The organism is Streptomyces fodineus, assembly GCF_001735805.1.
GTDB lineage: Bacteria > Actinomycetota > Actinomycetes > Streptomycetales > Streptomycetaceae > Streptomyces > Streptomyces fodineus.
Genome location: NZ_CP017248.1, coordinates 3,044,540 through 3,057,532, shown reverse-complemented (window position 1 = coordinate 3,057,532; position 12,993 = coordinate 3,044,540). Strand labels below are relative to the sequence as shown.

Sequence of the window (12,993 nt, the reverse complement as noted above, 5' to 3'; positions counted from 1 at the left end):
GGGGTGGGGGGTGACAGAGAGGTACCGGACGAGCGGCTACTTGACGGTAGAACCGGCCGGTAACTCGTGATCGTTCATGAGCATGCCATGCCCACCTGCGGGGTTCCCCCACAATCCGGCCACATCTCAACGTGACGTGTGCCACGAGGAGTTGGAGTCAGCGGTCGGCTCCGGGCCCTTCTCCGGGGCTCAGCGGCCGGTCAGGCCCGTGCCGCCGAGGCGGGCCAGCAGGGAGGACAGCTGTGCGATGTCGTCGGCGCTCCACGCCGGGGCGGCGAAGACCTCGGTGGCTGTCTCCTCGGCCGTGGCGAGCATGTCCTTCAGGCGCCGTCGGCCCGTCGCGGTCAGCGATGCGTAGGCCACGCGCGCGTCCCGGACGTCCGGTTCGCGGGTGACCAGCCCGATCCGCTCCAGCGGAGCGAGCCCCCGGGTGACCCCGGAGGCCGTCAGGCCCAGTGCCTCGGCGAGGTCGACCCGGCGCATACGGCCGCCGGGCGCCTGCCCCAGCCGTAGCAGCACGGTGAAGTCGGCCAGGCTGACCCCGTGGAGCCCGCCCAGCCGGGAGTCGAAGCGCCGTACGAGCGCCGCCTGGGCCCGTACCAGCCGCAGTGCCGCGTCCAGGGTGTCCCGGGTGTCACTCATGACCGCTGCTCACTCCTCTGCACCGGCTCCTTCTCGTTGCCATCTCCTTGAGTACTCAAGTTTATGAGCCGTTCGAACGGGCCGCGCGCCGCTGCCGCTTGCCCAGCGGCGCCTGGGAGAGGTCCTCGGCGGTGGAGCGGAGGTTCTTGAAGCCGTAGCCGCGCTCGGTCAGCCAGGCTTTCGCCGCCTCCTCGGCCCGCTCGGTCGCCTCCAGGATGTCCTCCTCTTCCTCCCCGGTGTCGGAGAACCGGAAGACGAAGGCCGGGCGGGCGGCGATGTCGTAGGTCAGGTGGCCCTCGGGGGTGAAGGCGGCGCGCAGCACGTCGTGTTCGGCGGCGTCGGCCAGCAGCGCGGCCCGCTGCGCTTCGGTGAGGCCGTCGAAGGCGCCGCGTACGGTGATCCGGAAAGTGCGGGTACTCATCCCGCGACCATAGGCTCAGCGGGCTCGCCGCCTCCACCGGGTTTCCGGAGACCGCCGCGGCCCTCTCCGCCGCCGTACCGCGGCCGGCGTCGGTCGCGTGACCGCGCCCGAGGCCGCGGCAATTGGAGCCGTGGCCGTAGGGACGCTGCCGTCCGCTGCCCGGCTCGGGGCGCGGCGGGCTGTGTACGACATCGGCCTGGCCGAGTTGGCGCGCGGCGCGGGATGGGAGGTGCACTTCGTGGTGCGCGCCCCCGAGGCGGCGGCGCTGGTGGAACGCATCCCGGCCGGCCTCCGCCCGGCGCACGACCGGCGTGCGGCTCGCTGACCCGCGCCGGCTCGTGGTGCGCGGTGGCCGGTGCGTCCCTGGCCGGAAGCCGTCGTCCGCCGATCAACGGGGCTCTAGGCTCGGATGTGCTCGACGATCTCGGTGAAGGGGCCTGAACAGCGGTGGTGGACAAGCGCGTTGTCGTCGTGACCGGCGGAGGATCGGGTATCGGGGAGGCCACGGCCCGGCTGCTGAGCGAGGCCGGTCACCACGTGGTCGTCTCCGGTCGGCGTACCGAACCCCTGCGGCGCGTCGCGGCGGAGACCGGGGCGCTGGCGTATCCGTCCGACGTCGGGGACCCCGATGCGGCCGAGGGGCTGGTCCGGGCGGCCCTGACCGCGCACGGGCGGCTCGACGGGCTGGTGCTGAACGCCGGAATCGGGCGCGGCGGAGCCGTGGGAGACATGTCGTTGCGGGACTGGGAGGAGGTCATGCGCACCAACGTCACCGGTCCGCTGCTCCTGCTGCGCGCCGCGATCCCGCATCTGCTGGAGTCCAGGGGGTCGGTGGTCGCCGTCGCTTCGGTGTCCGCGCTGCGCAACGGCACGAGCAACGCCCCGTACGCCACCTCCAAGGCGGCCCTGCTCCAGCTCTGCCGGTCGGTCGCCGTCGATTACGGGCGTCAGGGGGTGCGTGCCAACGTCGTGTGCCCCGGCTGGGTGAAGACGGAGATGGCCGACCGGCGCATGGCGCGCTTCGCCGCGGAGACGGACCGGCGCGGTGGCGTGCCGGCCGCCTACGAGGAGGCGACCAGGATGCTGCCCCTGGGGCGTCCGGGCGAGCCGCGTGAGATCGCGGAGGCGATCGGCTGGCTGCTGTCGCCGGCGGCGTCGTACGTCAACGGATCCGTCCTGACCGTGGACGGCGGCGCGACGGCCCTGGACCCGGGAACGCTCGCCTTCGACTTCCACATCGCCCCACGCTCCGGCGAGGACTCCGTACCGGCGCGGTGAGTACCGGCCCCGGTCGGCCGCCCGAGGAGCGCCTACGCTTGAGCCATACGGCGGCGACCGGCGGCCGGCCGTGGTCGTCGGCTTTCACGAGGCGGTCCGTACTTCGCCGTTCCCGCTGGTCAGGGGCGTGTCGTTGCGCGCGCAGCGGGTCGGCTGACGCTGTGGCCCGTACCGGAAGGCGGTGGCGTTCCATGCGGTACGTGGCGGTGAGCGCGCTGAGTCATCCCGGGCTGCTTCGCGAACGGAACGAGGACAGCCTGGTGGCCGGCCCGTGGACCCTGTGCGCCACAGCGACCGAGAGTCCGCAGACGCTGCTCTTCCCGCTCGGCACGCCCCTTGCCGTCGCCGTCGCCGACGGCCTCGGCGGGCATCCCGGCGGCGATGTGGCCAGCTCCCTGGTCGTCCGCCGGATCGCGTCCATCGGCCCCGCCCTGAGCAGCGAGGACGCCGTCCGCGACGCCGTGAACGCCTGCAACCGCGCGGTGTACGCCGCCGGCGACGACGAGAGAAGCGGCCTCACCACCATGGGTACGACGATCGCCGGCGTCGTCGTGCAGCCCGGTTCGCTGCTGGTGTTCAACGTGGGCGACAGCCGGGTCTTCGCGGCTTCCCCCGACGGGCTGCGCCGGCTGAGCGTCGACGACAGCCCCCCACTCGAACCGGGGCGGCGCACCACGTCCATCGTCACCCAGTGCCTGGGCGGCAGCCCCGCCTACCGTGCCGTCCGTCCCCATGTGACGGCCGAGCCCGTGTCCTTCGGCGACCGGTACCTCATCTGCACCGACGGTCTGACCGATCCCGTGCCGCAGGAGGTGCTCGACGAGGTGATGCGGGAGCACGACGACGGCCGGGCGGCCTTCGAGCTGTGGAAGGCCGCCATCGCGGAGGGCGGCCCCGACAACATCACGCTGGCGGTCGTACGCGTCGCGGACGCATAGCAGCACCGCTGGGCGCGGGCCCGAAGACGTACTTCTCCCCGGCAGCGCCTCAAGGCGGCTCCGCCTCGTCCGGCGGGAAGCCGTATCGTCCCTGCAGACGGACGAAGCAGGCCCCGGTCAGCACCCGCAGCCGCGCCAGGCCCGATGCGGTGCGCTCGAAGCACACCACCTCCTCCTGGCCGCCCGGCCCTATCGGCTGCACCAGACGGCCGCGCGGTACGGTCTGTGCGATCAGCGGCTCGGGCACCTCCGGGAAGGCGGCCGACACGAGGACGGCGTCGTACGGAGCACGGTCCGGCACACCGCCGCTGCCGTCGCCGACCCGCAGTTCCACGTTCCGCACGCCCTGACGTGCGAGGTTCATGTGTGCCTGGCGTGCTATGTCCGGCCGTATCTCGATGCTGACCACGTCCGCGGCCAGCCGGGCGAGCAGAGCGGTCTGGAAGCCGAGGCCCGTGCCGACCTCCAGGACGTGCTCGCTCCCGCGCAGGTCGAGGCCCTCGATCATCAGGGCGGACAGCGAGGGCTGCGTGGTGACCTGCCCCTGCCCGATCGCGACGGGTACGTCCAGGTAGGCGGCAGCCGGCTCACCGGCCGGGACGAATGCGGCGCGGGGCGTCGTCCGTACGGCCTCCAGCAGCCGCTCGTCCCTGATCCCGGCGGCTGTGAGGGCCTGTACGAGATCGTCCGGTTCTCCGGGTACGCAGGAGGCCACGGGCAGTTTCACCACACCTGGACACGGGCCGTCCGGCCGCGCGAGCGCCTACGGTTGAGACATGAGCGAGATCGTCGTCTACGAACTCGACAGACCGGCCGCGACGCGCCCCTCGGCGGGATCGGGGGAACGGCGTGTCCGCACAGTGCACGCGGCACCCATGGCCCCGGGGTCGCGCACGAGAGCGGGACCGCGGACCCTGTGCGGCAAGGACACCTTCGCCATGGAGACGTCCGGCTGGGACCCCTCCGACCACCCCGGAGCGCCCTGGTACCCGGAGGAATACGCATCCGTGGTCTGCCCGGACTGCGCTGCCGTGATCGAGACCTGACCGCCGTACCGGCCGCCGGACGTGTTCCCGCCGCTCACCCGCGTTCCAGGTACTCCTTGAAGTGCTCCAGATCGCTGCGGACGAGCCGTTCGATGGCGTTCGTCTGCGCGAACCCCTTCGGCCCGCCGAAAATGTCCCGGACGGTGGCGGGGTCGTACTCCAGCCGTGCCTGGATCCGGGTGTGATCGCGGTCGATCGGCTGGACCGAGAAGGATCCGGTCATCGCGGGGTCGCCCGTGGTGAGCCACTCCATCACGTGCTCGCCGCGGTCGGTGAGCTCGGCCTCGACCTCCCGGGCCCGGCCACCTGCCTCGACGTCCAGGTGCGCTCGGCCTCCCGCCTCCGTACGCGCGCCCCGCACTCCTTCCACGAAGCGCGGATAGTTCTCCACCCGGTGAAGGGTCTCCCAGGCCGTGTCGACCGGAACCCCGATGTCGACGTGTAGCTCGAGGGTGCTCATGGCTCACCTCCGCGTGCAGCTCATGACGCCTGGCCTTCTGCTTACAGTGTGCGCCCGCAGGAGGCGGGACGAACACTACTTGCAAAGATGCCTTGCAAACATCCTTTGCAACTCATAGCCTGCCGGCATGGCCGAACAACCGCCCGCCCGGGAGATCACCGATGTCGAAGCGCTGCGCGCCTTCGCGCACCCGATGCGGCAGAGGATCGAGCAATGCCTGCGGCAGGGGCCGGCCAACTCCGCCGCGCTCGCACGCGAGTTGGGCGAGAGTACGGGGCTGGTCAGCTACCACCTGCGGCAGCTGGCCAAGCACGGCTTCGTCGAGGAGGTCCCGGAGCTGGCGAAGGGGCGGGAGCGCTGGTGGCGGGTGGTGCCGGGGGACCGGCGGTTCCCGCCGTACAGCCGGCAGACGGCGCAGATGCGCGAGGCGCTGACCGAGATGCATCGGCTCAACCTCGCCGAACTGGTCGACTCCGCCCGGCGTTTCGAGGAGGCACGCGACACGCTGGGGCCCTGGGCCGACGCGGCGCTCTTCTCGCGCGCCACGCTCCGGGTCGACCCCGACCAACTCCGCGCGTTCTTCGAGGAGTACATCGCGCTCCTCTACCGCTACTCGGCCCCGGAACAGGGGAACACGCCCGAGGCACGGACCGTGCTCGTCCGGCTGCTCGGCATTCCCGAGACCGACTGACCGAGCGGCCCGACCGACAACGAAGGGGGACGCACGCCGTGCTGCTCTCGGCTAGGTCCGCAGCACCGATACGCGCCGTACTGGCCGCCCTGTCCGGGGCATTGGCCGGCGCCCTCCTCCTGCTGGCCGCGCCCATGGCGTACGCCGGCGGGGACGGGCCGGCCCGCCAGGAGGTCACCTTCCGCGGTGGCGGGGGCTCGTCCTGCACGGCACCATCCTCAGCAGGGACGGAGCGCCCGGGCCGGAACCCGGCATCGTACTCGTCGGCGGCTCGGGCCCCGGGCCCCGGGACGAGTACCGGCAGGAGGCCGAGGCGTTCGCCCGGGCCGGGATCACCACGCTCGTCTACGACAAGCGGACCGCCGGCTACTCCCTGCTCCACCGGGACTTCGGCCCGCTGGCCGACGACGCGCTCGCGGAGTGCGGCTGTTGCAGTCGAGGAGCGGGGTGAACCCACGTCAGGTCGGGCTGTGGGGCTTCAGCGAGGGGGGCTGGGTGGCGCCGCTGGCCGCGTCGCGCTCGGCCGACGTCGCGTTCGTCGTCACCATCGGCGGGCCCGGCTACGACCCGCTGCGTACCCAGGCCTGGAACCTCGCCACGCATCTGCACCACCGGGGGGTGGGCGGAGCGTTCCGTCGCACCGTGGCCGGACCCACCGCCCAATTCATGGGCGCCACCGGTCTCTTCCCCGCGGCCGACCACGACCCCGTGCCGGTGCTCGAGCGGCTGCACCGAACGCCGGTCCTGGCGCTGTGGGGCGATCACGACACGCAGGTGCCGCCCCGGGAGAGCGCACGGATCTTCCGCGAGGCCCTGACCCGTGCGGGCAACCGGCACGCGGTCATCGGCTTCGTCGCCGGCGGTGCACACAACGGGCACCGCACGTCGGACGGTTTCGACCGGATCGGCGGCCCCCTCTTCCACGGCAAGCGGCTGGGGGAGCTGACCCCGCGCTATGCGCAGACCATGACCTCATGGGTACGGGCCGTCGCCGCCGGCCATCCGCCGGAGTCGAGCGCCGCCCCCGTACCCGGGCAGGTGCTCGCCACGACCCCGCTGCCGGGACACGCCTGGTACGCCTGGCTCGCCCCGGCGTTGCTGCTCCTCGGCTTCGGCGCCTATCCGCTGAGCGCCCCCCTGCGCCGGGGCCCGGTCCTGCGTCCGGTGCGCTGGCTGGCCGGGCTCGGCCTGCTGGCGGTCGTGGCGGCGGTGGCCTTCCCGCTCGCCGTCTTCGTGGCGGGGGACGGTGCGGCGGCGCCCGTTGTGTGGGGCCGTCCGGCCGCGTGGCTGGTGGTGCAGGGGCTCGCCGTCGCGGTGGTGATGTCGGCCTGTGTCTCGGCAGCCGCACTCCGGCGCCGACGGCCGACGCCGAGCGGGGCGGCCTGGCTGCGCCTGGCTCCGGTCGGGTTGGCCGCGGCCGGATTCGTACCGTGGGCGGTGTGGTGGGGTGTTGCCGCCTGAGGGTCATCGCCCACGACAGAACCCCATGCGGTCCCGAACGGGCCACGGCTGAGGGTCACTTGTCTACTTGTGTTTCCCACCGCTCTGGCCCCCGCCTGCCCGGCTCTTCCCGGCCGTGTCGCCCGTGCCGCCGGTGGTCTTTCCGGATGCACCGGACTTGCCGGACGTGCCGGTTCTGCCCGTCGCGCCGTTGTCGGCGCCTGCGGCACCTTTGCCGGACTTGCCCGTGTCGGCACGCCCGCCCGGCGTGGCCGTCGCCCGCCGCAGCTGTTCGGAGCAGTAATCGGCGACCCCGGCCTTGCCGCCGGCCGCCGCCACAAGCTGGTGCCACGCTTTCGCGTCGAGCGCCTTGCCGTGGCCCTGGACGTGGTGCGCATAGGCGCGGCAGTGGGCTTCGGTGTCCTTGGCGGAGGCCGGCCTGTCCGTCGGTCGGGGGCCGCCGGAGGACGTCGACGGGGCCGTGTCGCCCGGCCGGTGGGGAGCGGCCGCTGACGGACGCGCGGTCTCCCGGCCGCCACCGGCACCGTCCCATGCCGAGCGGGCGGAACCGATGGCCGCGACGGCGACACCCCCCAGGGTGAGGCTGGCGACCGCCACACCGAACGTGATCTTCACAGGGCGCCGGGCACGCCGCTCCTCGGGGAGACGCCAATCGTCCCGGCGCCGGGTACGTGCGCGGTGCGCGCCCGTGTCGCGGGCGACCCGGAAGGCGGCCACGGCCCGCTGCTCGGCCTGGGGGTCGAGGCCATCCGTACGGATGGCGGCGGCCAGGACCGTTTCCAGCGCGGCGCCGTCACGCACGTACCAAGGGTCGGACAGGGCGCTGCCAGGCTCACGCCGACGGCTCGGAACTCCGCCGCCGCTCAGCTCTTCACCCATGTCCGCTTCCGTTCCTGTCTCACAGATTCTCTTCGCTCGGCCTGCCGGGCCGGGCTGTCCGTCCGCACGGCCCGCCGCCGTCGTCGTTCATGTCGACTCCCCCAGCGTGCGGTAAGCCCCATCCGTCACACCTTCCTCCGCCTCGCCGTCGAGGCCCAATTGGCGGCCGAGGCGTTTCAGGCCCCGGTGGGCGGCTGTACGCACCGCTCCCGGGCGCTTGTCGAGGACGCGTGCGGCGGCGGGACCGTCCAGGCCGACGACGACCCGCAGGAGCACGGCCTCGGCCTGGTCGCGGGGCAGGGCGCGGACCAGCTCCAGGGCCCGCCTGGTGGAGAGGGACTCCAGTGCCTGTTCATGGGTGCTGTGCGGACCGGGCAGGTCCAGTACGTCCTGTTCGGTCCCTCCCGCCCGGGGTCGTACGCGCTGGCGGCGCAGATGGTCCAGCGCCCGGTGCCGGGCGATGGTCGCGGTCCAGCCGCGAAAACCCGCGCCGTCGCCCTTGAAGCGCCCGAAGTCGCGGGATATCTCCAGCCAGGCGTCGGACGCCACGTCCTCCGCGTCGTCGCCGACGATGCCCCGCAGATAGCCGAGCAGGCCCGGCTGGACGATCCGATAAGCGATCGCGAAAGCGGTCTCGTCGCCGTCCTGGGCCCGTGCGACCGCCGCACCCAGTTCCCCGTCGCGCGCCTGCACGCGCCGGGGTTGCCGTACCTGGCCCAAGATCGTCCTCGTTCGCACCGGTCCATTGCGATTCCTTGCCGTCCGCCGCGCTCCGGTCGCATCGACGGCCCATGATGGGCAGCGTCCGCCGTCACAGAAACGTCACAACGCACCAGGGGTCCCTCACGTTCTCGCTGGTCCCAGGCGCTCGGTCGCCGGATCGGCCGGGCGTGCGACGGAGCGTGACCGGCGCGGTGCCGTCGCGGGCCGGGTGACGTTTCGCGCGGCCCGTGCGCTGGGGGGATGCCGGGTTCGGTACCGGGCAGGCCCAGGGCGACCGCTCGTCGACGCAGGTGCCGCAGCCCGCCCCCGGACCTCTCTGCGTGCCGTTCGTGTCTCCCCCCGCGGGCGGCACGCAGAGAGACGCGACGGCCGGGACCCCGACCACTGAACGGGGTCCCGGCCTCCCGCACCCCCGTCGGACCTGCGGTGTCCGATCCGCACCCCCCGTTCCGTCCGCCCCGGGTGATGCCCAGGCGCTCCCGTGCGCTCCTTCTGGCATGAGTGCGTACCTCCGTCTGCGCGCGGTGCCGTCCCCGGCGCTGCGCAACAGCGCGACCTGGCTGGAACGGCTTTTCGAGGGCGACGCGGAGACTCTCCGGCGCTGCCGGGACCAGGAGCGCATCTACGCCGGTGCCTCCCCGCCCGGCCCGGGGGACCGGCCCCCGACCCAGGTGGTGCTCGGCGGCCGGCCGGTGTTCCGCGCCGACCGGCACAGGCCGCCGCTGCTGGTGCTGACGGCGGCCCAGGCGCGCGGGGTGGCCGGGTTCCTCGCGGCGGCCGACTTCGACGCGCTGTGGGACCGCGCCCGCGATGAACTGCTGCCGCGCTACGGCGGCGCGACCGCGGAGCCCGAGATGTGGGGCGCCTTCGCGGTGGCGCACCGGGAACTGCGGGCGTTTTACGTGCATACGGCCCAATGCGGGGATGCGGTAGTGAAGTGGCTGTACGAGGCGTGAGTTGTGAGTGAGGTGTAACAGTTTCGGCCCGCCGCGCTCTGTCCATGCGGACGGCCGCCTCGGCCGGCCGGGACAGGGGACACGACTCGTGCAGTGGACGAACGGCAACGGCGGACCGTACGGCGAGCCGCCGTACGGCGAGGATCCGTACGGCGGCGCCGGGTACGCGTATGCGTACGGCCATGACGGGTACGGCGGCGACACGGCCACGCTGACCTGGGACCCGGCGCCGCTCGCGCAGGGGACGCAGCCGCACCCGACGGCGTGGGACACCGCCCGCGGCGACGTCCTCACCATGCCGGCTTCGGAGACCCAGGCCATCCCTTTCGTGCCGGAACCGGAACCGGAGCCGGCCCCGAAGACGCCGGGGCACGATCCGGCGCGGCCCGTCTTCGTGGACTCCTCGGGCCGACGTCAGCGCCACGTGCTGCGTGCCGCCCGGCTGCTGCTGATCCCCGCCGGCGGCTACGTCGCCCTGCTGGCCGGCACGCTGCTGGGCGGCCCCAGCGTCAGCGCCCCGTTCGTCCCGCAGCCGGACACCACGCACGGGGCCGCGCCCGGCTTGAGCGCCCCCGACTCCCCGTCCGGCAGCGCGCACGCCGCCGCGTCGCACGACAACTCCCGTCCCACGGCGCGGCAGACCCCTGCCCCGGCCGGCCGCCGGGCAGCCTCGACCGCCCCCGGCCCCGCCCCCGCCGCCACGTCCGGTACCGGGACCGTCTCCCGGACCGTCACTGCCACGCCGGTCCCCGCCCACTCCTCCCGGGGACGTGCCCTCGGTGCGTCCCACAAGCACGTGAAGTGACCCAAGGCCCCCACGTGACCGATCGCCGCCGCCGCACCGCTCCCCGTCGCCGCGGCCGTACCCGCCAGATCGCCCCCCGCACCCACTGGCTGCTGCTGAGCGTGCTCGCGGTGACCCTGTCGACGGCGCTCCTGCTCCAGGGCTACACCCACCACATGTTCGGGATCACCTCGGACGACGTGACCGGTGCCCGCGGACGCAGCGAGGCGGTGCCCGCCCGGGTGACCCACGGCGGTCCGGTGATCGCGAACGCCGCCGGCGCCGTGCACACCGCCCGGCCCGCGGCCCGCACCATCGCCCTCACCTTCGACGACGGCCCCGACCCCGTCTGGACACCGCGCATTCTCGACGCGCTGCGCCGCAACCACGTGCGGGCGACCTTCTTCGTCGTCGGAAACGAGGTCGCGGCCCACCCGGAACTGGCCCGCCGGATCGTCGCCGACGGCCACCAGATCGGCATCCACACCTTCACCCATCCCGACCTCGCCCGCCTCGCCCCCTGGCAGCGTTCCCTGGAACTGCGCGAGACCCAGCTGGCGGTGGCGGGCGCGGCCGGGGTCACCACCGCACTGCTGAGACCGCCGTACTCCTCCAGGAACGACGCGCTGGACGACGCCGACTGGTCCGTCCTGAAGCAGGCCGACGCGGCGGGCTATGTCACGGTGCTGTCCACCCAGGACGCCGAGGACTGGCAGCGTCCCGGCATCGCCCGCATCGTCGCGAACGCGACCCCGCACGGGCACGCCGGGCAGATCCTGTTGATGCACGACGGCGGCGGTGACCGGTCCCAGACCGTCGCCGCGCTGAACACCCTGATCCCCCGGCTCAAGGCACAGGGCTTCCGGTTCACGACGGTCGGCGCCGCCGTCGGCATGGCCGGCCCCGTCCAGCCCGCCGGACTGCGCGACCACCTCCAGGGAATGGCCCTCGTCAACGTGCTGCAGGCCGGCGACCGGGTCGTACGGCTGCTGGGCGTGCTGATGTACGCGGCCGGGGCGATCAGCGTGCTGCGCGCGGCGGTCGTGCTGATCGCGGCACGCCGGCACCGACGGCTACGGCAGGCGGGGCGCAGGGGCAGCTCCTGGGGGCCGCCGGTGACGCGACCGGTCAGCGTCATCGTCCCGGCGTACAACGAGAGTGCCGGAATCGAGGCGGCCGTACGCTCCCTGCTCGCCTCGGACCATCCGGTTGAGATCATCGTGGTGGACGACGGCTCCACCGACGGCACCGCGGACCTGGTGGAGTCGCTCCGGCTGCCGGGGGTGCGGGTGATCCGGCAGGAGAACGCGGGCAAGCCGGCCGCGCTCAACACCGGGCTCGCCGCGGCCTCCTGCGACCTGGTGGTCATGGTCGACGGCGACACGGTCTTCGAGCCCGACGCCGTCCGCACGATCGTGCAGCCCTTCGCCGATCCCCGCGTGGGCGCCGTCTCGGGCAATGCCAAGGTCGTCAACCGCGGCGGTCTGCTGGGCCGTTGGCAGCACATCGAGTATGTGGTCGGCTTCAACCTCGACCGCCGCCTGTTCGACCTCGCCGAGTGCATGCCGACCGTGCCCGGAGCGGTCGGGGCGTTCCGTCGCCGGGCGCTGCTGGACCTCGGCGGCGTCAGCGACGTCACCCTCGCCGAGGACACCGACCTCACCATGGCGCTGTGCCGGGCCGGCTGGCGCGTGGTGTACGAGGAGGGCGCGGTGGCCTGGACCGAGGCGCCCGCGTCCCTGGGCGCCCTGTGGCGGCAGCGGTACCGCTGGTGCTACGGCACTCTGCAGGCGATGTGGAAGCACCGCGGCGCACTGGTCCAGCGTGGCGCCGCCGGCAAGCTGGGCCGCCGGGGCCTGGTCTACCTCCTCCTGTTCCAGGTACTGCTGCCCCTGCTCGCCCCGGTCGTGGACATCTTCGCCGTGTACGGCCTGCTCTTCCTGGACCCCGTCCGGATCAGCGGCCTGTGGCTGGCCTTCCTGCTGCTGCAACTCGGCATGGGTCTGTACGCGTTCCGCCTGGACGGCGAACGCCCCGGCCCCCTCTGGAGCCTGCCGCTCCAGCAGTTCGTCTACCGGCAGCTCATGTATCTGGTGGTGATCCAGTCCGTGTTCACCGCCCTGTCCGGCTCGCGCCTGCGCTGGCAGCGCATGGAGCGCTACGGCAGCCTGCGGGCGCCGACGGGCACGCAGACCGCGGGGGACGCCGGCACCGCGGCGCCCGCGCGGCCGGAGCCGGACCGGTACGGGGCTGCCGCGCAGCCGGAACCGTACGAGCCCATCGCCCCCCGCGGCTCGTACGCGGCCGTCCCGGACCCCGGCTCGTACGCGGCCGTCCCGGACCCCGGATCGTCCGTGTCCCGTTCGGACCCCGGGCCGTACGCGGCCGTCCCGGACCCCGGATCGTCCGTGTCCCGTTCGGACGCCTGGCCGTACGTGGCCGTCCCGGACTCCGAATCGTCCGTGTCCCGTCCGCACGTCTGGCCGTCCGTGTCCCGTCCGGACCCCGGGCCGTCCGTGTCCCGTTCGGACGCCTGGCCGTCCGCGTCCCGTCCGGACCCCGGATCGTCCGTGTCCCGTCCGGACCCCTGGCCGTACGCGTCCCACCCGCAGTCAGGGCCGTCCGAGTCCCACCTGCAGCCAGGGCCGTACGCGGCCCCTTCCCCGCCCGCGCCCCACGACACCACCCGCTGGTACTGAAAGCAGAGTGATCCG

Annotated in this window: 15 protein-coding genes; 9 read left to right on the top strand and 6 right to left on the bottom strand. The window is 73.4% G+C overall.

From position 1 onward, the window contains the following. Positions 1-189 precede the first annotated feature (189 nt). Both BFF78_RS12320 and BFF78_RS12315 read right to left on the bottom strand, forming a co-directional pair. Entirely contained in the window at positions 190-642 is a 453-nt protein-coding gene (locus tag BFF78_RS12320) for a MarR family winged helix-turn-helix transcriptional regulator (RefSeq protein ID WP_069778373.1), read from the bottom strand. Between the two features lie 61 nt (positions 643-703). After that, positions 704-1,063: a DUF6204 family protein gene (locus tag BFF78_RS12315; RefSeq protein ID WP_069778372.1), complete on the bottom strand. Its 360-nt coding sequence runs from the start codon at positions 1,061-1,063 to the stop codon at positions 704-706. Positions 1,064-1,160: 97 nt separating this feature from the next. Here BFF78_RS12315 and BFF78_RS46835 point away from each other — a divergent pair, with 97 nt between their 5' ends. From BFF78_RS46835 to BFF78_RS12300, 3 genes are all read left to right on the top strand, one after another. Further along, positions 1,161-1,388 carry a hypothetical protein gene (locus BFF78_RS46835; protein ID WP_165289339.1) on the top strand — a complete coding sequence of 76 codons (228 nt, stop codon included), beginning with the start codon at positions 1,161-1,163 and terminating at the stop codon, positions 1,386-1,388. Between the two features lie 122 nt (positions 1,389-1,510). Beyond that, positions 1,511-2,341: an SDR family NAD(P)-dependent oxidoreductase gene (locus BFF78_RS12305; RefSeq protein WP_069778370.1), complete on the top strand. Its 831-nt coding sequence runs from the start codon at positions 1,511-1,513 to the stop codon at positions 2,339-2,341. Positions 2,342-2,532: 191 nt separating this feature from the next. Then, positions 2,533-3,279 carry a PP2C family protein-serine/threonine phosphatase gene (locus BFF78_RS12300; protein ID WP_069778369.1) on the top strand — a complete coding sequence of 249 codons (747 nt, stop codon included), beginning with the start codon at positions 2,533-2,535 and terminating at the stop codon, positions 3,277-3,279. 49 nt (positions 3,280-3,328) lie between these two features. Here the strand turns inward: BFF78_RS12300 and BFF78_RS12295 are convergent, their stop codons facing one another. Beyond that, a complete protein-coding gene (locus tag BFF78_RS12295; RefSeq protein ID WP_227025821.1) occupies positions 3,329-4,006 on the bottom strand; it encodes a protein-L-isoaspartate O-methyltransferase family protein in 678 nt (225 codons plus the stop codon). Between the two features lie 49 nt (positions 4,007-4,055). Here BFF78_RS12295 and BFF78_RS12290 point away from each other — a divergent pair, with 49 nt between their 5' ends. Then, positions 4,056-4,325 carry a hypothetical protein gene (locus BFF78_RS12290; protein ID WP_069778368.1) on the top strand — a complete coding sequence of 90 codons (270 nt, stop codon included), beginning with the start codon at positions 4,056-4,058 and terminating at the stop codon, positions 4,323-4,325. A gap of 34 nt (positions 4,326-4,359) precedes the next feature. Here BFF78_RS12290 and BFF78_RS12285 read toward each other — a convergent pair whose 3' ends face one another. Further along, positions 4,360-4,785 (bottom strand): SRPBCC family protein, encoded by a 426-nt coding sequence (locus BFF78_RS12285; RefSeq protein WP_069778367.1) that lies wholly within the window; start codon positions 4,783-4,785, stop codon positions 4,360-4,362. 127 nt (positions 4,786-4,912) lie between these two features. Between BFF78_RS12285 and BFF78_RS12280 the strand changes: the two genes are divergently transcribed. Both BFF78_RS12280 and BFF78_RS12275 read left to right on the top strand, forming a co-directional pair. Then, positions 4,913-5,476 (top strand): ArsR/SmtB family transcription factor, encoded by a 564-nt coding sequence (locus tag BFF78_RS12280; protein WP_069778366.1) that lies wholly within the window; start codon positions 4,913-4,915, stop codon positions 5,474-5,476. A gap of 447 nt (positions 5,477-5,923) precedes the next feature. Beyond that, positions 5,924-6,937 carry an alpha/beta hydrolase family protein gene (locus BFF78_RS12275; protein WP_237282550.1) on the top strand — a complete coding sequence of 338 codons (1,014 nt, stop codon included), beginning with the start codon at positions 5,924-5,926 and terminating at the stop codon, positions 6,935-6,937. A gap of 63 nt (positions 6,938-7,000) precedes the next feature. On the opposite strand, the gene BFF78_RS12270 is transcribed toward BFF78_RS12275, so the two are convergent. Together BFF78_RS12270 and BFF78_RS12265 are read right to left on the bottom strand one after the other, a co-directional pair. Then, positions 7,001-7,816 (bottom strand): hypothetical protein, encoded by an 816-nt coding sequence (locus tag BFF78_RS12270; RefSeq protein WP_069778365.1) that lies wholly within the window; start codon positions 7,814-7,816, stop codon positions 7,001-7,003. An 87-nt stretch (positions 7,817-7,903) separates the two neighbouring features. Then, positions 7,904-8,536 carry an RNA polymerase sigma factor gene (locus tag BFF78_RS12265; RefSeq protein WP_069778364.1) on the bottom strand — a complete coding sequence of 211 codons (633 nt, stop codon included), beginning with the start codon at positions 8,534-8,536 and terminating at the stop codon, positions 7,904-7,906. Between the two features lie 500 nt (positions 8,537-9,036). On the opposite strand from BFF78_RS12265, the gene BFF78_RS12260 reads away from it, so the two are divergent. From BFF78_RS12260 to BFF78_RS12250, 3 genes are all read left to right on the top strand, one after another. Continuing rightward, on the top strand, positions 9,037-9,495 hold the full coding sequence (locus BFF78_RS12260; RefSeq protein ID WP_069778363.1) for a DUF1877 family protein: 459 nt from the start codon (positions 9,037-9,039) through the stop codon (positions 9,493-9,495). Positions 9,496-9,583: 88 nt separating this feature from the next. Continuing rightward, positions 9,584-10,300, top strand: coding sequence for a RodZ family helix-turn-helix domain-containing protein (locus BFF78_RS12255; RefSeq protein WP_069778362.1), 717 nt, complete (start codon positions 9,584-9,586; stop codon positions 10,298-10,300). Between the two features lie 14 nt (positions 10,301-10,314). Next, positions 10,315-12,978: a bifunctional polysaccharide deacetylase/glycosyltransferase family 2 protein gene (locus tag BFF78_RS12250; protein ID WP_227025819.1), complete on the top strand. Its 2,664-nt coding sequence runs from the start codon at positions 10,315-10,317 to the stop codon at positions 12,976-12,978. Positions 12,979-12,993: the final 15 nt, after the last annotated feature.